Below are 21,872 nucleotides of genomic sequence, written 5' to 3' on the forward strand. Positions count from 1 at the left end.
AAATGAAACAATAAAAGTAGGCGATTTTATTGGAGATATATCAGGTAAAACAACATAATTTATTTCTAGTCTTATTAGCTATCACTATTGCTATAAGCTCGATTGTCAAAGTAGAACCAGCTCCATATGAATTTTTCATGATGCTAACAATATTCTTGGCTTTTTGTTATCAATATGCCACTTTTCAGGTTAAACACTTTTGGCCAATTATCTTTCTATTATTCTTTATTTTAATTAATCTTATTTCATCGGTTTTTATTGGTGACATATCACAAGGACTATATTATATAATGATTACTTTTTATTTAATTATTTCATGGATTGGTATTGCGGCAATTAGCAATTACTTTGGAACTAGTATACTTCCGTTTATCTTCAATGGATATGTCATCGCGGCAATGATTTCTGTTTTGTTTGGGATAATTGCTTATATTGGATGGGCACCAAGTATTGAAAAATATGTATTATATGGAGATCGTGATCGAATCCTAGGTTTTTTTAAAGATCCTAATGTTTTTGGGCCATTTTTAATCCCCCCTACCTTATATAGCCTTTGGAAATTAAATAATTATGGCATTTTTCATAAAAAAGGAGTAGGTTTTTTCTTTGTTTTTTTGTTTCTGACATTCGGTGTTTTATTAAGCTTCTCTAGAGCAGCATGGGGACATTTTATTTTATCTTTTATTATTTATTTATTTGTGGTCAAAAAAAATACAGTGAAAAGACTGAAATTAATTTTTCTTTTGATACTCATTATTATACCAATTTTATTTTATTTCATAACGTCAACGAAGATTGGTAACCTTTTTTATGATCGGCTAGGACTACAATCATATGATAACTACCGTTTTCAAAATCAAATGAACGCATTAGATTATTTAATCAGATATCCCTTAGGATTTGGACCTGGACAGTCGGAAACATTTTTAGACTTTTCAACACATAGTTTGTATGTTCGATTATTGTTTGAAAACGGCTTTCTGGGATTTATATCTTTCATAAGTTTTTACCTACTTTGTTTAGCACGCTCCTTTAAACTACTAATCATATCTCCAGCTAATATACAAGGATATTATGCCATTATACTTGCATCGTTAATTGGTATTTTATTTAACAGTATTTTTATCGATACCATGCATTGGCGCCATTTATGGCTTTTATTGGCTCTGCCATTTATAGATATCGAAGTTAAGCGTTTTAAGAATGAACGTATATAAGAAATTCTTTTATCTCCACTTGGTATGCTTGCTTTCCTCACTCCATTATACCAAACGAACCTTACTATCTTTGTAATTGGATAGAGAATAAAGATATCTTGCTGTCAAGAAATCTTGCATGAAATGTTTTGTATGTAATTCCACATATACACTTTGACTAAGTCTAATTTAGTATGGAAGGATGATTCTCATGAAGATCGTTCAAATGGTCTCTAGAATGGATGTTTTAGGCGGAGCACAAATACATGTTTTTGACTTAACAAAAGGGTTAATTGAACACGGACATGAAGTATGTGTATTAGCATATGGTACTGGAAAACTGACCAACGACTTAGAAGCCCTTGGAATTAAATACTATGAATTAGAATACTTAAAACTAACAATCAATCCTATAACAGACACATTAGCATTATTTGAAGTTAGAAAAATCTTGCACGAAATTCAACCTGATATAATAGCGCTGCATTCTTCTAAAGCGGGGGTGATTGGAAGAATTGTCGGGAGACAACTTAATATTCCGACTGTTTTCACGTCACATAGTTGGTCTTTTTCAAGTGCCAATAATTTCATCAAACGTACAGCTTACATTTTGATTGAACGATTGATTGGAAGGTTATCTACAGGAATAATAACAGTTTCTAAACATGATTATACAGATGGAAAAAAATATAAGATTGCTAACCATATTGACATGCAATTAATTCATAATGGTGTTCATGATGTGATGCAAAAAAATAAAAGTAAAATAGAATCTACCTTGATTAATATTGTAATGGTAGCTAGATTTGCATATCCCAAAGATCATATTCTGCTTCTCAATGCTTTAACAAAGGTTGATTATAAAAACTGGCAGCTTACCTTGATTGGTGATGGACCTAATCTAAATGACGTCAAATCTTATGCAAAGAAATCCAATCTAAATCATCAAATAATTTTTCTTGGCGAAAGTCGGAATGTAAATGAACATTTAGAAAAAGCGGATTTGTTTATTTTGATTACAAAATCTGAAGGACTACCACTAAGTATTATTGAAGCCATGCGAGCAGGGTTGGCAACAATTGCTTCCAATGTCGGAGGGATAAAAGAGTTAATCGATCATAATCACACAGGCTTTCTTGTAAAACGTGACGATGTTGAAGAAATAACAACAGCCATCACTACCCTACTTAGAGACACTCATTCCCGAAATCAATTTGGGATCGAGGCTAGAAAAAAATATCAAAGAGAATTTACTTTTACTAAAATGTTACAGGAAACAGAAGAGTATTATGAACAAGTACTTCTGAATCATCAAAGTAAAATAAAGGAGGTGATGGAAGGATGAAAGTTATGGTAACGGGCGGCTTGGGATTTATTGGTTTACATATCATCGATATGCTCGTAAAAGAAGGACATACGACTATTATTTTAGATAAAGAAACATCATTTAATCATGTCGATTATCGAGGACTCATTACTTATTATCAAGCCGATATAAACGATTCAATTGTAGAAGAAATATTTGCTCAAGAACTTCCAGACATTATTATTCATTTAGCAGCACAAATATCTGTTTCACATTCGATTAAAGATCCTATTTACGACATGAGAACCAACGGATATGGAACAGTTAAATTACTGCAATATGCAGCAAAATATCAGCTGAAAAAATTTATTTTTGCATCAAGTGCCGCGGTCTATGGCATCCCAGACTATATTCCAATTGATGAACATCATCCCGTTCAACCCATTTCATTTTACGGACTATCAAAAGCCGTTGGAGAACAATATATCAAGTTATATAAAGAAATTTTCAATTTAGATTATTGTATCTTAAGATTCGCTAATGTATATGGTCCAGGACAATCCATTGAAGGGGAAGCAGGAGTAATATCGATTTTTATAGATAAAATAAGGAAAAATTTACCCCTAATTATTTATGGAAACGGTAAGCAAACACGTGATTTTATTTATGTGAAAGACGTTGCTAAAGCTTGCATCCAGGCGATGAATGTTTCTGGTTCCCATATTCTTAATATTAGTAGTGATTCAAAATTACCTCTAAATGATTTGGTCCAACTTTTAATGAAACAATCTGGTTCTGCAATTGCCACCAGCTATAAACCAAAAAAGTCAGGTGATATTCTACATAGCAGGCTAAAAAATGCATTGGCACGTCATATTTTAAATTGGAAACCACAATATACAATTGATACAGGATTAAAGATAACATTTAACAGTATGATAGCTTCTACTAAGCAATGAGTACAATAGGGAGTTTGAAAGGAGAGAAGCTTTAAAGCAAATGGTAAAAAAAGTTATCAAACAAAATCAGGGGACATTTATCATTTCTTTAGATTTTGAACTTTTTTGGGGAGTTCACGATGTATTAACAAAAGAAAATTATCGAGATAATATACTTGGAGCACATGATGCCGTTTTAGCAATTCTTCAACTTTTTCGTTACTATAATATTCATGCAACATGGGCCGTTGTTGGAATGTTATACTGTAAAAATAGCACACAATTAAACCAGATGATCCCTACAATTCTACCTACTTATGTTAATGAAAAACTTTCAGCTTACCACTATATAGAAAATAATCCTATCCATCAAGATGAAAAAAAACTCTATTTTGCTCCAAATTTAATTCAGCGTATTTATTCCACCGATTATCAAGAAATTGGAACCCATACCTTTTCACATTATTATACATTAGAAAAAGGACAAACAAATAAACAATTTGCTAGTGACTTAGATGCAGCTTTACATATCGCACAAATCAATGGTCATAACATATCAACCATCATTTTTCCGCGTAATCAAATTAATCAACATTATTTAAAAACATGTCTTTCGAAAGGAATAACATCTTATCGTGGCAATAAAAACAGTTCTATATATAGGATGAAAACGAATGAAAAAAGAAGATATATTAAACGAGGATTACGATTTTTAGATCGTTATTTTAATTTATTTGGTCATCAAACATATGTGTTACCGAGAAATAATAAGCTCTATCCTGTAAATATTCGGGCAAGTAAATTTCTTATCCCTTATTCAAAAAACCTTGCTTGGTTAGAAGGAAGACGATTGAAACGAATTAAACAGGCAATGACGTATGCAGCTATAAAAGGTGAAGTTTATCATTTATGGTGGCACCCACACAACTTTGGAACTCATTTGGATAAAAACATCCAATTTTTACAAAAAATACTTGAACACTTTACTTATTTACAACAAAAGTATGGTTTTAGAAGTAGAAATATGAGAGAAGTCACTATCGAGGTAAAACATTCAAGTAATATAAAAAAATTAGATAAAATAAGGATGTGAATAAAATGGGTATTCATTGGAGTAAATATTCATTTACTTTTAATGAAATATATCAAAATTCAATCGTACCGAAAACGTTGCCAAAAGCGGATGTTCATGCATATCTTCAGCAGAAAAAGTTAATTAATCCAAATAAGTTTCTTACTATTCATAAGCAGGTACTTACTTTATTTATCGATCTACATAAACCCGTTGAACAATTACGTAAAGATATGAACAGAACAACAAGGTATCAAATAAACAAGGCTAGTAGAGATGGCTTGCATGTTCAGTTTATCACTGAACCATTGTTAAAAGACATTGAAGAATTTGCAGCTTTTTTTAATCCTTTTGCGAAAGAAAAAAACATTGAATCATGTAAAATGGGAAAACTAATATCTTTCATGAATTTAGGGAAGCTTGTCATAACGTATGTTTTTCATAAAGATGGAAGAAAACTGGCAAGCCATTTATATACGATTACGGGTAAACGGGCAATCATGTTATATTCTTGCTCAGGTCGATTCGCAAACTCTGATATCCCTAATCTCGAAATAGGAAGGGCTAATCGATACTTACATTGGCAAGATATATTATTTTTTAAAAATCAGGAGTTTGACACATATGATTTCCTTGGTCTATCAATTGATGCAAATAATGAACCCCAACAGAATATCAATAAATTCAAACAAGGCTTTGGGGGATTTCAAGTAATTGAATATCATAGTTATGTCCCACAAAACATACGGGGAAAACTTTTGTTACTCGCTCTGAAGGTTAAGTGGCGTAAACAACCTGAATTAATTCGTGGTAACTTATTGCCAGTCAGTCAATATTTAACTACTGTAGAAAACAGGTAAGTTTTCTACCGCGGATAACATAGTAAGCGCCGTTATATATTGGCTACCGCCGAGAAATCTGTTTGTTTCGCCGATAAATCCACTCCCCCGCCAATATGTGTAGCCAATCCGCCGTAATCAAAAGCCGAATCGCCGATAACACAGTAATCGCATGTTATATATTGTCATTATAAACAGTTCCTACAGATGGACCTTTATTGGCTTAGGGGGATAGCCATAAAAGTTGAGCAAGTTGGGGTTGAAGTCGCACATGTTACATAAAAGTTGAGCAAGTCAAGACAATAGTGGCCGCAAATTAAACACTATAATTAATAAAAAAATCCAAAATGTTAGGTAGTAATCTAAGACAAAGGATATCTTTCTTTGTCTTAGACATTTGTAAGATAAAGCTTTTTAGACGCCCTTCGTTGAGCAACTTTGTTTACATGGTCGCAGTCGGGACTTTAACTGCAAAGTTATTCCATGTTGGGTTAACAAAAAAACCTTAGTTCATTCACTAAGGTTTGGTAATGATGTTTCCTTTCTGTTTGTATTTAATGCTCCGGTTAACCACACTTTAATACTAATATTTAATAGAAAAACATCATCCGGATTATCAAGAGACAAATTTGTTAAACTTTCAATTTTTCTTAATCGATATAGTAAAGACTGGCGATGTAAGTTCAAGACTCGAGCAGCTTGACTCACATTTCCATTTTGATTGTCATATGCTATAAAGGTATCGATGAGATCCATTTCTCTTTTCTCTTCATATTCTATTAACGGTGCTATTGTTGATAATGTAATATCCCTAACCTCAGGGTTATTAGCAAGATGTAGTAACAATCGGTTTAGCTGGGTATCTTCAAAACTGATTCTTTCCCCTGGATCTTTTTGTTTTAGGCCAAGGTCTAATGCAGAATCTGCCTTTTTATAACTCCGATGAAACTCCATCATTCCATCATTATTCATACCTATTCCCCATGAAAAAAGTACCCCAGGTATTAAAGCATTCAATCGCTTATCCACTAAATCTAGAAAATGATGAACCGTGCTCTGCTCGTCATTCTGTGATTCTAAGAAAATAATAAGTCGGTCATTGTCGAAAGTGAATGCAACTTGTTTATTTACAACGGATGCAGCATACCTAACTTCTTCCTCAATATAGTAAATAATACTTTTAAAACCAAATTCCGGTCCTTCATACAGCCCTTCTGTTAACTTATCCAAATTTTCTGAATACCCTACCATACATATGTAGGGAACATTCAAATTGTAGCCAAATAATTTTGCACGGGACTGTATATTTTTATCCAAACTCATATCTGGGGTTTTAGCTAGCCCCCATATAAACTCATTACGAAGCCTGATCTCAGTTTTAACAATGGCGTCTTCGCGGGAAATCCATAGGGCCGTCGCTGCTGACAAACTTTCAAGTACTTGAAGTGCACTGTTATTCAAAAACTTTTTATCTTTTACTAAAATAATAAAATAACCTTCAGCTAAATTACGTGAACCTGATGTAATCTCTTTTTTAAGCATATAGCCTTCTTTGTAAGGAACCTTTTGAATATGGCGAAAAGCTGATTCATCCATATTCTCTTTTTCATTTATTTCCAATGTATGCCATAATCGAATTATTTCCTCTGGATTTACACTTGAAGATTTAAAGCGTCCTTTACTATCTGCGAAAACGATTACACAACTTAGTTCTCTTTCTACGTACTGAAGTATATCCGATAAATCTTTACCTTGAATCACAAAATCAATCAATATCTTTTGCGTTTGTCTTGCGTTTTCGGAGAACCTTTCTTGTCTCCGGTTAATTTCTTTCATCGTCTCCCTTTGAATATCAGCAAACCTTAACTCCCAAGGCAGTTCAATTAAAACAAATTCTTTTTCTTCTGCAAACCTAATTATTTCTGTCGGTATATCAAATATATAACGGCCAATGGCTATCGCTAAGGCCGATGCGCCTGATTCGTACACATCTTTCACAAATTTGAAAAGTAATTCAGGGTCATTTTCACAGCCCATAGCTGTCGTTAAGACAAACTCCTGCTTACGAACAAAGTTTTCTACTGGACCTTCTATTGCTGACATCCACTCCACTTGCCTTTTGTCTAAAAATTCAATGCCAGCTTTCACTTTTGCTGTATTAAAAATTGGGAGATTAACTATTTCTTGAACAGTAATAGGCATTTTTTTCACTCTCCATTTCATCATTAATATACAGCAGCGATAGTAATAATAATCTTTGTATAATATTGCATAGTACTATTTTATCATGTAATTGATCATGAATACTAGCTACAACTGTATTTGAGTTAACAAAAGTGAGAATATGAAGCAGAGGAAATATAACTTGTAAAAATAATTAAGGAGGACATTTACATTGCCCTCCCTATAAACTACTATTTGATTGATTTATTTATTTTCTTAAGCTTGATTTAATTGGTTCTCCCGATATTCCTGGGCGTGTCATTTCAAATGGGTCTAAAATCTGATTGATTGCAACTTCTGATAAAATCCCGTCTCTTAGAATAATTTCTCGAATCGGTAAACCCGTTTCAATTGCTTCTTTCGCAACTTTTGTTGCCACTTCATAGCCAACATGTGGGTTTAAAGCAGTAATAATTCCTACGCTTCTATCTACATATTCTTTACATATTTCTACATTTGCTTCAATACCTTCAATACAAAACTTTCTGAATGCATCAAACACCTGATTCATGATACGTAATGATTGATGAAGATTAAAGACTAATACAGGCTCCATTACGTTTAATTCGAACTGACCTGCTTCAGAAGCCATCGATATTGTTTGATCATTACCAATTACTTGAAACGCAACTTGGTTAACTACTTCACAAATTACAGGATTGACCTTCCCTGGCATGATGGAAGATCCTGGTTGGCGTGCAGGTAAATCGATTTCTGCAAATCCTGCCCGAGGACCAGAAGCCATTAAACGCAGATCATTAGCTACTTTCGACATATTTACCATACATATTTTAAGTGCAGCGGATACTTCTGTATATGCATCCGTATTTTGAGTGCCATCAACTAAATTCTCCGCATTTTTAAATGAATATCCGGTTAATTCCGTTAATATTTCCACAGCTCTAATCATATACTGAGGGTCAGCATTTAATCCAGTCCCTACAGCAGTTGCACCTAAGTTAATTTCAAGTAATGCGTCATGAGAGTTACTAATACGTCTTATATCTCTTGTTAAAACACGACCATACGCTTGAAACTCCTGCCCTAACCGGATCGGTACAGCATCTTGTAAATGGGTACGACCCATTTTTATTACATGATCAAACTCTTTTCCTTTATCGTAAAATGTAGCTTCTAGCTCTTGTAATGTTTTAACTAAACGATCAATAAATTTTATCGTAGCGATATGAATCGCTGTCGGGAAAGCATCGTTAGTAGACTGAGCCATATTCACATGTATATTAGGGTGAATGACATCATAATCTCCTTTTTCTTTCCCCAGAATTTCTAAAGCACGGTTAGCAATCACTTCATTCGCATTCATGTTAACCGAAGTCCCCGCCCCACCTTGGATTGGATCTACGATAAATTGGTCGTGGAGATTCCCTTCAATTATTTCATCAGCGGCTTTGACGATAGCATTTCCAATCGTGTGATCTAAACGACCTACTTCCATATTCGCAAGTGCTGCTGCTTTTTTTACAAAAGCAATTGCCTCTATTAATTCATAATCAATCGTATAGCCTGTTATATTAAAGTTTTCACGTGCCCGCACAGTTTGTATCCCATAATATGCATCTGTAGGCACTTCTTTTTGCCCAAGTAAATCTTCTTCAACACGAAACTGATTTGCCACCATCTATTTATCCTCCTGATTTTACACTACTGTTAATTGTTAAGTATATTGTATTTTATTATATATAATGATAATTAATTCTTCATGATTCCAATTTGATTATATAGTCTTGCTATTGAAATTGCAATATAATTTGAAGCACTTATTCCTTATTATTATTATTGTATAAATCGCTTCATTTCATGTGCATAATTATCTTGCATGCAACTAAATCGCTCCGTTATTTTGTATTAACTTCCTTTTCCTTTTTACCAATATCAGACAAGAACCAGCCTGCGACTGCAATAACGATTAATCCGATATAAAACGTCATTTTCCAGCCCGTAGAATGAATAAACTGCTCTGAAAGAATTCCAACTTCTTCATGGCCAAGAACGAGTACAGCTAATTTCACACCGACCCAGCCGACAATAATAAATGCCGCAACCTCAAGACCTGGTCTTTTCTTTAATAAACGAACAAACATATTTGCTGCAAAACGCATAATAATTACTCCGATCATTCCGCCGGCAAATATCACTAAAAATTGCGCTCCATCCAAACTTCCAATAGTAAATAATCCAGAAGGTGGCAAAGCTACTGCTAAAGCAACAGCAGCTAAAATAGAATCAACAGCAAAAGCTAAATCAGCTACTTCCACCTTTAGAACAGTCATCCAAAATCCATTTCCATTTTTTTTAGGTACTTTAATATTATCTTTATTCGCTGCTTTATCGTATAGATGCTTAATCGATATATACAATAAATAAGCTGCACCTATTGCTTGTACCTGCCATACATCAACAAGAAATGAAATGATAAACAAAGAACCAAACCGAAGAATAAACGCACCAGCCAGTCCGTAAAACAACGCCCTTTTACGTTGTTCATCTGGTAGGTGTTTTACCATGATAGCAAGAACAAGCGCATTATCAGCTGCTAATAATCCTTCTAATCCAATTAATATTACTAAGACCCATAAGTATTCTACTAATAAATTTACATCCACTAGCTACCGCTCCTTAAAAGTTAATTTTTTTTATAATTTCGAAGACAAAATACTTGGTATAACGGTAAATAAAATGTTAAAGTAAAAAATCGTCTTAAAAAATACAAAAAGACCTTTACCTTATTATGCTTGAAAAACGAATACATATTTCGCTCTCAAACAAATAATGATAAAGGTCTTGCTAACAACGTTCGTTGCCAGTTAAGCCGGAGATTACTCTCGTAGTGACGACATTAACTGTACAGCTACTCCCCTTTTTATATTACATTATTTTTCATCTGCAACTAAACAAACTTTTATTTACTAGTTAATTCAGCAGGTTGTACAATAATTTCTTTTAAAGCCTGCTGCAATAAACGATATTTTTTCTCCATTTCCTGTTTCGTTTCCCCATAAGCACCATAATACCATTTTATTTTTGGTTCAGTGCCTGATGGACGGAGACAAACCCAGCAATTATCTTCTAAAATATATTTTACTACATTTTCTACTGGTAAATCGACTTTTTCGCTTAGATTATTTCCTTTTTTAAATATTCTCTTCTGTTGTAAATAATCTTCAATATATAAAGTAGAAATCCCTCCAATATGAGCTCTTTCATTTTGACGGAAGGAAGTTACTATCGAAGCAATTTTCTCTTGTCCTGCTTTTCCCTCTAGCGTCATTCCTTCTAAACCTTCTTTATAATAGCCATGTTGGAGATGCAACTGATCCAAAGCTTCTAATAAAGTGAATCCTTTATCTTTCCAGTAAGCAGCCATTTCACAAGCCATCATTGTCGCTTGGACTGCATCTTTATCACGAGAAAAAGGATTGATTAAATATCCATAACTTTCTTCAAAACCAAAAATAAATGTTTCACCAGTAGTATCGTATTCATTAATTTTCTCACCAATATATTTAAAACCTGTTAAAGTGTCAATCGTCTTCACATCATAAGAATCCGTAATTGCACGACCTAATTCAGTTGTAACAATCGTTTTAATCATTCGGGCGTTTTTTAGCACCTGTTTATTTGTATGTTTTAAAATATAATCTAACATTAGACTACCTAATTCGTTCCCTGTTAAAACAACATAATTACCCTGACTATTTCTTACCGCAACTCCAAGTCGGTCTGCATCTGGATCTGTTGCAAGAAGAAGATCGGCATCAACCTTTTCACCGAGTTTAATAGCTTCATTAAATGCTTGCAACTCTTCCGGATTTGGAGATTGGACCGTTGAAAATTCAGGATCAGGAACCGCTTGTTCTTTAACAATATGAACATTTGTAAAATTTAATTGTTTAAGTCCCTCTGTTACTAAAGAAAGAGCTGTTCCATGCAAAGGAGTAAAAACAATCTTTAATTCCTTTTCTGCTTGTAAATTCTCTTCATTCATTTTAGTAATTTTTATTAGCTGTTCCAAATATGCATGATCCACTTCGCCGTTCATCCAGTGAAGAAGATTGTTTTTTTCTAGTTTATCTTCATTTAAACCTACAATTGCTAACGCATCCTCCACCTTATTAATATGATGGATCATTTCATTAGCTTCCTCTAAAGTAATTTGACTTCCTTCTTCATTATATACTTTAAAACCGTTATATTGTGGCGGATTATGACTTGCTGTAATCATAATTCCCGCACATGTCCTTAAATAACGAACAGCAAATGACAATAACGGAGTAGGTCGTAACGATTCAAATACATACGCTTTAATTTCGTGAGCTCCTAATACTTTAGCAGCTTCTATTGCAAATTCCTTCGACATATAACGAGAATCGTACGCAATGACTACTCCTCGATCTTTGTAATTTACTCGATTTTCTTTTAAATAAGATGCTAAACCTTGAACCGCTTTTCTTACCGTATATATATTCATTCGATTAGTACCAGGGCCTAATACTCCTCGCATACCACCGGTACCAAACGTTAAATCTTTATAAAAAGAATCTTCAAGTTCTTGATGATCATCTTTCATCACAATTAATTGTTTTTTAACTATTGGATCTAAGTTATCAGCTTGAACCCAGTGTTGGAACATATTTTTCCAAGTATCCACTGCTTTTCCTCCCAAGAAGGTGATATGTCAAATAATATCATAAAATAGCGAATTGTTCTACTTACTATTTTTTATCTAATTGAATCAATTTCACAATTCACTAAGTCGAGCTCCAATCCGAATATTCATTAGATTACAGAAATACATCGATTTCCACTACAGGTGGACGCTTTCCGCGGGCGGCTGCTGAGCCTCTTGTCGCTACGCTCCCGTGAGTCTCATCGCTGCCTTTTATCCCGCAGGAGTCGCCACCTTTCGTTTCAATCTTAGTAATCAGTTGTTTATATATACGAACTATTAGTAATTAATTTAGTTATTTGTTCGGATTTTCTATTTGAATTAGGCTTATGAAATTCATTCAACTATCTAACAAAATATAACACTTGTAATTTGCATTTGGAATCTACTAAACTAAGGATAGGAGTGATGACCATGAAGAAAAAAGAATTGGAAGCAAAATTATTAGAATTAAAATCTGATTATGTTCGCATTCAAGGTGATATGGATAAATTAGAATTTGTTGGTGGCCGTGTATCTTCTGCTGAGGAACAACTCATCCGTTTGGAAAAGGAGATTGCTGAAGTTAACAAACAATTAGAGGAGATTGAAATTCATCAATAAACTGGACAAAAAATTTAAAATAAATATAGATCTGAACAATATTGATGATCGCATTCTTGCTCTGAAAACATACTTCGTTTTCCTTAGATTGCAGGTGAGTCTCTGGACATGACTTGCTAGCGTCAACATCGATTACAAATCTTTTCGTTCCAGAAAAACCGGTCGTTAGAGAGAATTTATTCCATCTCTCCAACGACCGCTTCTTTTTAATTATTTTCACTGTTTAATTCCAGCTTTTTTTGAATTTTTTTAATTTCTTTACTTGGTGGTGTTAAACTGATAACTGTATCACCTACAGAAGGTGTCACCCGCATATCGTCTGCATAAAAATAAATTTGCCCACTCGGTTTTACAAAATATAAATATACAGATTCAGCATCCTTTTCCTCTTTAAATTGCTCATAGTTAAAATGCTCTGTTAACATTGTTTGCCTGAACAAATAATGATTAGAAATTTTATCGTTTAACTCATCTAAAGAAATTTCTTCTTTACACAATGATCTTCCACCGACCCGATCAACGATATCTTTATTTTTTCCTTCTTCACCTGGATCCACTTTAAAAACATTGGTCCGCCCATATTCTGGCATAAAGGTAGTACAGACCAGTGAATTATACGAATCATAAGTAGTCGCTGCAATGATAAAGTCGTAAGGGATTGTATCTAAATTATACTCTGTTTGTTCCGATAATATTTCTCCGTGGTAAAATGAAATACCTGCATTTCGAGCATAGCGTAAATTTTCCCAGGATGAATCGACAATTAATACTGGCGAACCAGTTTTCACAAATGATTTTGCAAGTTCAACTGTAAAAGGATTACTTCCAACGATTATTATACCCGGCTTTCCCTCCAAAGATAAATGTAGCTTCTTTGCTAAAGGTCCAAGAGAAAAACCATGTGCAATAACGGTAAAAATGACAAGGCCGAATGTGAGTGTCGTTAATAATGATGCATCTTCATAACCAGCATCCTCTAAAATAGTTGCAAAATAACTAGATACGGTTAAAGCAACGATACCACGAGGAGCGATCCAACCAACTAAAGATTTTTCCTGCAAAGTAAGACCTGAACCGATTGTAGATAAGAAAATAGATAAAGGTCTAACAGCAAACATCATAAACAATACATAACCAAGTATATTAAGACTAAATATTTGTAAGATCGTTTCTAATTTTAAAGATGCCGCAAGCATAATAAAGATACCAGAGATGAGCAAGATAGAAACATTTTCTTTAAAATGACGAAAATCATTTAACGAGCTAATTCCGATATTTGCTAAAGTCATTCCCATTGCCGTCACCGATAATAATCCTGTTCCGTGTGTAATCTCATCTGGAAGAGTAAAACAGAAAATGACTACAGCGAAGACAACCGGAGATTTTAAAAATTCAGGGATATAGCCGATCTCAAACATCCAGCCAATTGTCCTTCCGCAAAACCAACCAAAAAACACTGCGAAAGTAGATGCAATGAAAAACATTAACAATGTAGATCCATCTTTTACATCACTTGTAAAAAAGGTGATGATTTCAAAAGCAAAAACGGCTAATAAAACTCCAATCGGATCGACAATTATGCCTTCCCATTTTAAAATTTTTGCCGGACGCGGCTTTAATTTTGACTGACGTAGAAGTGGCATAATAACAGTAGGTCCTGTTACGATAAAAAGACCACCAATAACAAAGGCAACTTCCCAAGAAAGTCCCGCCATATAATGTGCCGTTAACGATCCTAAAATCCATGCGATGAAGGCGCCTAATGTGGCAATCCTAAAAATCGGTTTTCCAAGTCCTCTTAATTCTTTAAAACTTAAGTTTAGACTGCCCTCAAATAAAATGATTGCTACAGCAACTGAAATTATTGGATCATACAACGCCCCAAAACTTTCTTCTGGATTCATAATCCCAAAGACAGGACCGACTAAAAGACCTGCCGCTGACATGATAACGATGGCCGGCAAACTGTACTTCCATGCCAACCATTGCGATAAAATACCTAAAAAGCCTATTAACATCATGACAAATAAAAGGGATATTTCCATATAAATATCCTCCTTAATATATGCTCTATTTATAGATATAGAGAATATTGTAGTCATGAATTTATAGAATGTAAAGGAAGAAAGGAGTTAAAATATCATTTTAAAATTTTCACAAAAATAGCACACTTTTCGTGTGCTATTCATTCTTATTTTTTAATTTATGATAAATCAAATGCCCAAGTTCCATGACGAAACACAGCTTCTTTTGTACCATCAGGCTTCACACCATCAATATCCATTTGAGCAGAACCAATCATAAAATCAACATGAACCATGCTATCATTCACTCCATGTTGATCCAATTCTTTCTCGTCCATATCTGCTCCACCTTCTAAGTTAGTTGGATATGCTTTACCAAGTGCGATATGACAAGATGCATTCTCATCAAATAATGTATTATAAAAGATTAACCCTGACTGAGATATTGGCGATTCATCTGGTACAAGAGCAATTTCCCCAAGTCTGCTTGAACCTTCATCCGTTTCCAGCAAATGCTTTAACACTTCTTCCCCTTGCTTAGCTTCATAATCTGTTACGATGCCGTCTTTAAATGTTAGTTGGAATTCATCGATTAAAGTACCTCCATAATTTAGAGGCTTCGTGCTAGTAACTTTCCCATTTACCTTGTATTTATGTGGAACAGTAAACACTTCTTCCGTTGGTAAGTTTGGATTAAAATTGATACCTTTCTGTGAAACAGCCGTTCCACCTTGCCAAATATGTCCTGCTGGTAATCCGACTTCCAGATGTGTGCCTGGGGCTTTTAAAATAAGCTTTTCATATTGTTTCTCATTCAATTTTTCATGTGCTTTTCTTAACGTATCATTATGATTTTCCCAAGCTTTAACAGGATCTTCCTGATCTACACGGACCGTTTTAATAATCTCATTCCATAAACTTGCTACAGCTTCTTCTGAATTTTTTTCAGGGAAAACCTTCTGAGCCCATGCCTTTGTTGGGATCGAAATAACTGTCCAGGTTACCCTGTCATTCATAATGTATTCTCTAAATACTTTAAGAGCCACTCCTGCTGCTTTACTTGCTTTTGCAATCCGAGTAGAATCAATTCCATTTAATAAATCAGGATCGGTTGCATGAATGGAAACAAATGCAGCACCTTCTTCAGCGAATGATTCTTGCAACTTTACTCTCCACTCTGGAAAAGTTTCCATTACTTCTTCAGCTGCATGTTCATACTTCAATCTTGTTAATTCATCATCTTCCCAGTTTATATGTACATTTTTAGCCCCTAATTCATACGCTTTTTTTGCAAGAATTCTTGCAAAATCAGCTCCTTCAATTGGTGCAGTTATAAATAGCGATTGATTTCGTTGTAAATTAACTCCATTTTGTAACGTAATATCAGCATATTTTTCTTTTATTTTATTATCGATCATACTCATCCACCTCCAATTAAAATTCTTCTGCTCCAAATAATTTTGCCATCCGTTGCGATTCTTTTCTTCTTTCATTTCTACGCTCTCTTCGTAACTCTGCACCTTCATAAAGTACTTTCTCTAGCTCGGTTTCTGGGTAAATGCGCGGAACAATATCTGGCTTTCCATTTTCCCCTAATGCCACAAATGTTAAAAATGCAGTTGCACAAACTGTCTTTTCAGCAGTTAAAAGACCTTCTTTTACCACTTTTACAAATACTTCCATCGACGTATTATGAACAGATGTTACAAACCCTTCGACACAAATGGAATCACCTACTTTTACAGGTTGTAAAAAATCGACAGAATCCGTAGAAGCAGTAACTACTGATTTTCGTGCGTGTCGAACGGCAGAGATGGCTGCAACATCATCTATATGAGCCATTAGCTTTCCTCCGAATAATGTTCCATATGCATTTGCATCTGGCGGCAGTATTTGTGCAGTTTTAATTGTCCTTGAATTTGAACATGGTTTCTTTTCCATATGAACAACTCCTTAATGGTCTTCGCTGATTTTACAGTATGGGAGATAATAAACGTGAAACAGACTCCTTAAACTTTATACCCATAGACCTTTTTTCATAAAGACTTTTCGTCATTTGTGTTGAAACTAATATATCTTGGTTAAATGCTTCTACCAATTGCTTGGCAATATCAGCATCATATAAAAAGGCGTTTACCTCAAAATTTAGTCGAAAACTTCGTACATCTATATTCGCTGTCCCAACAGAAGACAGTTTCCCATCGACTACAATTGTTTTTGCATGTAAAAAGCCATTTTGATAAAGATAAACCTCGGCACCTTCATTCAGCAGCTCCCCAATACTTGACAATGTTGCCCAGTAAACAAACATATGGTCCGGCTTATTTGGAATCATAATTTTAATTTTCACACCTGATAAGGCTGCAATTCGTAAAGCATCCATTAAGCTCTCATCTGGAATGAAATATGGGGTTTGAATATATACATATTCTTTCGCAGCTAAAATCATTTTTATGTAGCCATATTTAATCTGTTCCCATTCCTGATCAGGTCCACTGGAGACAATCTGGATTCCGACATCGCCTTCTTCGCCTCCAATAAAATAACGCTCTGCATATTCAATATGATCTCTTGAGGCTTGGTTCCAATCTAAAACAAATCGAGTCTGCATTGTTTTTACAGCATCCCCACGGATCCTTAAATGAGTATCTCTCCAATAGCCAAACTTCTCAGACCTCCCCAGATACTCATCCCCAATATTAAATCCACCAATATAGCCGACTTCCCCGTCGATAATCGCTAATTTCCGATGATTTCTGAAGTTAATTTTAAAGTTAATTTTAGGAATTTTCGGAGGGAAAAAAGCACCCACTTTAATATTGGCATTTTCTAAACGCTTAATATAGCTACGACTTAGTGATCGTGAACCCATATCATCATATAAAAGCCGTACATCTACTCCTTCTTTTGCCTTTTTAATTAACACATCTGCGATTTTCGTGCCAAGCTGGTCGTGTCGCAATATATAATAAAGCAGGTGGATATGATCTTTTGCTTCTTCCAGATCATGTATTAATCTGGTAAATTTTTTAGTTCCATCTGTAAATAATTCTACTTTATTATTTTGAGAATAAATTGCGTCATTATTTTTGAGATGCAAATAATACAGATCCTTATATTGTCTTAGCACCTCTTCCTTGTAAGGGAGTCGATCCTGTTCAATAATTTCTAATTGGGATTTCACTGCTTTTTCAACCCCGAGTCTACTCTTAGTGTCCCAAGTAAAGATTCGATGTTTTGTTAATGTTCTTCCTAAAATTAAATATAACAAAAATCCAAGAACAGGAATAAAAAATAATACCATCAGCCAGGCCCAGGTCGAACTTGCATTTTTCCGTTCCAAGAAAATTATTGTAAATGCCAAGAAAAAATTTATCACCATAATGGAACCTAATAACAATGAAACTAATTGCATAGGCATCCACCCCTTTTCCAGTACCAATGCAAACCAACATATATTGTCAAAGTATTATTCCTAAATTTTAGCTATTTAACGCTTGTTCTAGATCGTTCCAAATATCTTCCCATGCTTCCAAACCAACAGATAAACGAATGAGGCTATCGGTAATTCCCATCTTTAATCGTTCATCTTTAGGAATGACAGCATGTGTCATCGTTGCAGGATGCTCAATCAATGTTTCGGGATCCCCTAAACTGACAGCTACTTTTACGAACTCTAATCGGTTCAATAATGCTTGTGCATCCTCCTTATCCCCTTTCAATTCAAAAGCAATAACTCCGCCACCCCGCTTCATTTGCTTGCTGAATATATCACTTTTATCATTTTTAGGATAATAAACTTGTTCTACCTTCTCATGTAACAGTAATTGGTTAACTATTTTCTCAGCATTATCACAATGCCGGTCCATACGAAGAGGTAAAGTCTTCATTCCTCTCAGAAGAAGCCAAGCATCAAATGGAGATAATACTGCACCGATATCTTTTTGAGTAGTGGAAGCGACATGATCAAGGAAATTTCTTTTTCCTACTGCCAGTCCTGCAATGACATCCCCATGCCCATTTAAATATTTCGTGGCACTATGTACAACTACATCACAACCAAGTTCAATTGGACGTTGTAAATAAGGAGAAGAAAATGTGTTATCTACAACGACAGGAATATTATATTCTTTTGCTACCTCTGCCACTAATTTCAAGTCAATTAATTGCATCGTAGGATTAATAGGAGTTTCAATGTAAATACACGCCGTATTTTCTTTAATTTGGCTTCGTATCTCTTCTCTAGATGTAAAGTCAGAGAAGTCGACTGTCATATTATATTTTTCTTTCATCATCATTAGTAAGCCAAACGTACAACCATATAAACCTGATGAACATAAAATATGATCATTTGCTTTTGTTAAGGAGATTAACACAGCAGAGATTGCACCCATACCTGAACTAAAAGCAAGTCCGCTCTCCGCTCCTTCAAGTTCAGCAATTCGTTTTTCCAAAACTTGAACAGTTGGGTTACCTAGACGAGTATAAATATAACCGTCTTCCTCTCCAAGAAAACTTCTCTCTCCATGTTGTGCCGATTGAAATTCATATGTAGATGTTTGGAACAAAGGAGTTGATAAACTTCCAAGCATATCCTTTGCGTTATACCCTTCATGGATGACAGTCGTTTCAAACCTTTTTTTCGACATGATTTTCCCCCTTATATTCAATATATCGTAAATCATCTTAGTCTATTCTATCCTATTATAATCTATTCAGCAGCTGCATGAAAGGATTGCTAAGGATTCTTACTGCTTCTCTGGTGCCAAAACAGATAAATTGCAATTTCATAAGTATTCCATGTAAATTAATACCCAAGGCTTATAATTTTTACAACAGGGGAAATGGGGACTGTTTATGAAAGAACAGAACATAAAAAAAGGAGTCCTTTATGGATTAGGTGCTTATTTATTATGGGGTTTTCTTCCAATATATTGGAAATTGTTAGAAAGTGCAAGTGCCGAAGTAGTTTTGGCTCACAGAATAATTTGGTCTTTTGTTTTTATGATTCTTTTTATAACGATTACAAAAAGGTTAAAATCCTTTATAAAAGAATGTAAGAGAATATTACGTCATAAGCGAACAATACTCATCATTTCTGCTGCTTCTCTTATTATCAGTGCTAATTGGCTAATTTTTATATGGGCAGTTCAAGCAGGATATGTAATTCAAACAAGTCTAGGCTATTACATCAATCCATTAATGAGCGTTCTCTTAGGTGTATTATTTTTAAAAGAAAAGTTATCCCCAGCACAAATTATCTCATTTCTGTTAGCTGGAATAGGTGTTGTTTATTTAACGATAAGTTATGGTGTCTTTCCATGGATTTCTCTTAGTCTTGCAATTACATTCGCAGTATACGGGTTACTAAAAAAAATCGTTCATCTCAGCTCTACTTTCAGTTTAGCAATTGAAACATTAATCGTTACACCTGTAGCCCTTATTTATTTACTTTCTATGTATGGTGTCAACCTAGGGTTCGTCAATGGATCTGCAGGTACTAATGGATTGTTGATGATCTCAGGGATTGCAACAGCCGTCCCATTATTGCTTTTTGGCAGTTCAGTCCAATTCATCCCATTATCGATGGTTGGGTTTTTACAATATATTGCTCCAACAATTATGCTATTTATTGGTGTCTTTCTATTTGGAGAAGAATTCACTTCAGCGCATTTATTTACTTTTTCGCTTATCTGGATTTCTTTAATTCTGTATATGAGCACTTCGATCCAAAAGAGAGAAAAAACAAATATAAAACAAGAAAAAAGCAAAAGTTCTCTTTGATTAACTTTTGCTTTTTAGTTCTCTCCAATCCATATACCATTGTCTAATTTTAGAATTAATAACAATATCAATATCTTTTAAGGCTTTTTCTAATTGTGCATATTGATGGTTTACCAAAAGCCCATAATCTAATTCTGCATATAACTTCATTAAAGAAAAGTTTGCCTGTTCATCATCTGGCTTTAAATTACATATTTTAACATACCATTTAACCGCTTCTTCCAAGCGATTGTTCCTCGTATAAATATCTCCTATTTTATTAGCTATTTTCAACCATAAATTTTCTAAACGAAATCGTTCGGATTCTGCCCATACATAATCATAACTATGTAAAAATGCATCTGTATACAGTTTCATTATTTCTTCGTATATATCTACCGTTTCTATATGGATTGGTGGTGCCTTCATTATTCTATCTTCCCACTCTTCAATATCGATTGAAACATCTTTTCTAATCAATTTGTAACCATCTTGAACACTTTTAATAATGAGATGGTTACCATATTTATTCAACGTTTTACGAATATTATATATGGTAGTGTAAAGCTGTGAATAAGCACGTTCCAATTCAAAATTCGACCATAACAGTTCCACCAGTTCTGATTTGCGTACTATTTTTTCATTATGGTAGAGTAAAAAAAGAAATAACTCCTGTGTTTTCGCTGTTCTCCACTGGACAACATTACTTTCACCATTTTGTTCAAACATTAACTCCCCACATACCTTTATTTGTAACTTACTTGAAAGAGGTATCGTGACCGGGACCTTACTAACATTTAATCTTTCAAATGTTTTCTTCAAACGTTCCAATTGAACAGGCTTCAAAAGATAATCGAGAGCATTTAACTCAAATGCCTGTACAGCATATTGATTAAATGCCGTAACAAATACAATTTGAAGATGAGGATTCATTTCAAAAATATAATCCGCTAACTCAAGTCCATTTATACCAGGCATTTCTATATCTAAAAAAATTAAATCAGTATTATTAATTAAATCAGCTTGTTTGTCTAAATCCAAATAAGTAAGCTTTATTATTTCCGCGTTTGTTACTTTCATTATTTGACGTTCAAGTAATTCTAATGCAAGTGGCTCATCATCTATTAGTGTAACTCTCACTTGTATCCCCCTTATTCTATATTGGAAATCAACTGCATACCGTTTCATTCCAATTTACTAGTCCAATATACTCTTCTTAGA

At 34.2% G+C, this 21,872-nt stretch carries 17 protein-coding genes; 7 read left to right on the forward strand and 10 right to left on the reverse strand.

Features of this window, described 5'->3' with window-relative positions; genetic code table 11:
- Positions 1 to 29: 29 nt before the first annotated feature.
- From SPD48_RS01125 to SPD48_RS01145, 5 genes are all read left to right on the forward strand, one after another.
- Positions 30 to 1,217: an O-antigen ligase family protein gene (locus SPD48_RS01125; protein WP_336256206.1), complete on the forward strand. Its 1,188-nt coding sequence runs from the start codon at positions 30 to 32 to the stop codon at positions 1,215 to 1,217.
- A gap of 190 nt (positions 1,218 to 1,407) precedes the next feature.
- Positions 1,408 to 2,541 carry a glycosyltransferase family 4 protein gene (locus SPD48_RS01130; protein ID WP_336256207.1) on the forward strand — a complete coding sequence of 378 codons (1,134 nt, stop codon included), beginning with the start codon at positions 1,408 to 1,410 and terminating at the stop codon, positions 2,539 to 2,541.
- Entirely contained in the window at positions 2,538 to 3,461 is a 924-nt protein-coding gene (locus tag SPD48_RS01135) for an NAD-dependent epimerase/dehydratase family protein (protein WP_336256208.1), read from the forward strand. The genes SPD48_RS01130 and SPD48_RS01135 overlap by 4 nt, the downstream gene beginning before the upstream one ends.
- A 40-nt stretch (positions 3,462 to 3,501) precedes the next feature.
- On the forward strand, positions 3,502 to 4,533 hold the full coding sequence (locus tag SPD48_RS01140; protein ID WP_336256209.1) for a polysaccharide deacetylase family protein: 1,032 nt from the start codon (positions 3,502 to 3,504) through the stop codon (positions 4,531 to 4,533).
- Positions 4,534 to 4,538: 5 nt separating this feature from the next.
- Positions 4,539 to 5,372, forward strand: coding sequence for a hypothetical protein (locus SPD48_RS01145; RefSeq protein ID WP_336256210.1), 834 nt, complete (start codon positions 4,539 to 4,541; stop codon positions 5,370 to 5,372).
- A gap of 489 nt (positions 5,373 to 5,861) precedes the next feature.
- On the opposite strand, the gene SPD48_RS01150 is transcribed toward SPD48_RS01145, so the two are convergent.
- The 4 genes from SPD48_RS01150 to SPD48_RS01165 form a co-directional block, all read right to left on the reverse strand.
- Positions 5,862 to 7,553 carry a PucR family transcriptional regulator gene (locus SPD48_RS01150; protein WP_336256211.1) on the reverse strand — a complete coding sequence of 564 codons (1,692 nt, stop codon included), beginning with the start codon at positions 7,551 to 7,553 and terminating at the stop codon, positions 5,862 to 5,864.
- 229 nt (positions 7,554 to 7,782) lie between these two features.
- Positions 7,783 to 9,213 carry an aspartate ammonia-lyase gene (gene aspA / locus SPD48_RS01155; protein WP_336256212.1) on the reverse strand — a complete coding sequence of 477 codons (1,431 nt, stop codon included), beginning with the start codon at positions 9,211 to 9,213 and terminating at the stop codon, positions 7,783 to 7,785.
- Positions 9,214 to 9,430: 217 nt separating this feature from the next.
- Positions 9,431 to 10,198 (reverse strand): TerC family protein, encoded by a 768-nt coding sequence (locus SPD48_RS01160; protein ID WP_336256213.1) that lies wholly within the window; start codon positions 10,196 to 10,198, stop codon positions 9,431 to 9,433.
- Positions 10,199 to 10,494: 296 nt separating this feature from the next.
- On the reverse strand, positions 10,495 to 12,243 hold the full coding sequence (locus tag SPD48_RS01165) for a phospho-sugar mutase (RefSeq protein ID WP_336256214.1): 1,749 nt from the start codon (positions 12,241 to 12,243) through the stop codon (positions 10,495 to 10,497).
- Positions 12,244 to 12,675: 432 nt separating this feature from the next.
- Here SPD48_RS01165 and SPD48_RS01170 point away from each other — a divergent pair, with 432 nt between their 5' ends.
- Entirely contained in the window at positions 12,676 to 12,864 is a 189-nt protein-coding gene (locus SPD48_RS01170; RefSeq protein WP_336256215.1) for an SE1832 family protein, read from the forward strand.
- 206 nt (positions 12,865 to 13,070) lie between these two features.
- Here SPD48_RS01170 and SPD48_RS01175 read toward each other — a convergent pair whose 3' ends face one another.
- From SPD48_RS01175 to megL, 5 genes are all read right to left on the reverse strand, one after another.
- Entirely contained in the window at positions 13,071 to 14,909 is a 1,839-nt protein-coding gene (locus SPD48_RS01175; RefSeq protein WP_336256216.1) for a cation:proton antiporter, read from the reverse strand.
- Positions 14,910 to 15,067: 158 nt separating this feature from the next.
- A complete protein-coding gene (locus tag SPD48_RS01180; protein WP_336256514.1) occupies positions 15,068 to 16,306 on the reverse strand; it encodes an aminopeptidase in 1,239 nt (412 codons plus the stop codon).
- A 16-nt stretch (positions 16,307 to 16,322) separates the two neighbouring features.
- Positions 16,323 to 16,829 carry an acyl-CoA thioesterase gene (locus SPD48_RS01185; protein WP_336256217.1) on the reverse strand — a complete coding sequence of 169 codons (507 nt, stop codon included), beginning with the start codon at positions 16,827 to 16,829 and terminating at the stop codon, positions 16,323 to 16,325.
- A 31-nt stretch (positions 16,830 to 16,860) separates the two neighbouring features.
- Positions 16,861 to 18,303: a cardiolipin synthase gene (gene cls / locus SPD48_RS01190; RefSeq protein ID WP_336256218.1), complete on the reverse strand. Its 1,443-nt coding sequence runs from the start codon at positions 18,301 to 18,303 to the stop codon at positions 16,861 to 16,863.
- 67 nt (positions 18,304 to 18,370) lie between these two features.
- Positions 18,371 to 19,537, reverse strand: a complete 1,167-nt coding sequence (gene megL, locus SPD48_RS01195) for a methionine gamma-lyase (protein ID WP_336256219.1) — start codon at positions 19,535 to 19,537, stop codon at positions 18,371 to 18,373.
- Between the two features lie 208 nt (positions 19,538 to 19,745).
- On the opposite strand from megL, the gene rarD reads away from it, so the two are divergent.
- Positions 19,746 to 20,672, forward strand: a complete 927-nt coding sequence (rarD, locus tag SPD48_RS01200) for an EamA family transporter RarD (RefSeq protein WP_336256220.1) — start codon at positions 19,746 to 19,748, stop codon at positions 20,670 to 20,672.
- Here rarD and SPD48_RS01205 read toward each other — a convergent pair whose 3' ends face one another.
- Positions 20,673 to 21,791, reverse strand: coding sequence for a response regulator (locus tag SPD48_RS01205; protein ID WP_336256221.1), 1,119 nt, complete (start codon positions 21,789 to 21,791; stop codon positions 20,673 to 20,675).
- Positions 21,792 to 21,872: the final 81 nt, after the last annotated feature.

Origin of the sequence: Pseudogracilibacillus sp. SE30717A (assembly GCF_037071985.1) — a bacterium.
Classification (GTDB): Bacteria; Bacillota; Bacilli; order Bacillales; family Amphibacillaceae; genus Pseudogracilibacillus.

Bases quoted from the DNA above. Each gene is read 5' to 3' on its own strand.
- SPD48_RS01130 (WP_336256207.1), top strand. From the start codon at position 1,408: ATGAAGATCGTTCAAATGGTCTCTAGAATGGATGTTTTAGGCGGAGCA.
- SPD48_RS01135 (WP_336256208.1), top strand. From the start codon at position 2,538: ATGAAAGTTATGGTAACGGGCGGCTTGGGATTTATTGGTTTACATATC.
- SPD48_RS01140 (WP_336256209.1), top strand. From the start codon at position 3,502: ATGGTAAAAAAAGTTATCAAACAAAATCAGGGGACATTTATCATTTCT.
- SPD48_RS01145 (WP_336256210.1), top strand. From the start codon at position 4,539: ATGGGTATTCATTGGAGTAAATATTCATTTACTTTTAATGAAATATAT.
- SPD48_RS01150 (WP_336256211.1), bottom strand. From the start codon at position 7,553: ATGCCTATTACTGTTCAAGAAATAGTTAATCTCCCAATTTTTAATACA.
- aspA (WP_336256212.1), bottom strand. From the start codon at position 9,213: ATGGTGGCAAATCAGTTTCGTGTTGAAGAAGATTTACTTGGGCAAAAA.
- SPD48_RS01170 (WP_336256215.1), top strand. From the start codon at position 12,676: ATGAAGAAAAAAGAATTGGAAGCAAAATTATTAGAATTAAAATCTGAT.
- SPD48_RS01175 (WP_336256216.1), bottom strand. From the start codon at position 14,909: ATGGAAATATCCCTTTTATTTGTCATGATGTTAATAGGCTTTTTAGGT.
- SPD48_RS01180 (WP_336256514.1), bottom strand. From the start codon at position 16,306: ATGATCGATAATAAAATAAAAGAAAAATATGCTGATATTACGTTACAA.
- SPD48_RS01185 (WP_336256217.1), bottom strand. From the start codon at position 16,829: ATGGAAAAGAAACCATGTTCAAATTCAAGGACAATTAAAACTGCACAA.
- cls (WP_336256218.1), bottom strand. From the start codon at position 18,303: ATGCAATTAGTTTCATTGTTATTAGGTTCCATTATGGTGATAAATTTT.
- megL (WP_336256219.1), bottom strand. From the start codon at position 19,537: ATGTCGAAAAAAAGGTTTGAAACGACTGTCATCCATGAAGGGTATAAC.
- rarD (WP_336256220.1), top strand. From the start codon at position 19,746: ATGAAAGAACAGAACATAAAAAAAGGAGTCCTTTATGGATTAGGTGCT.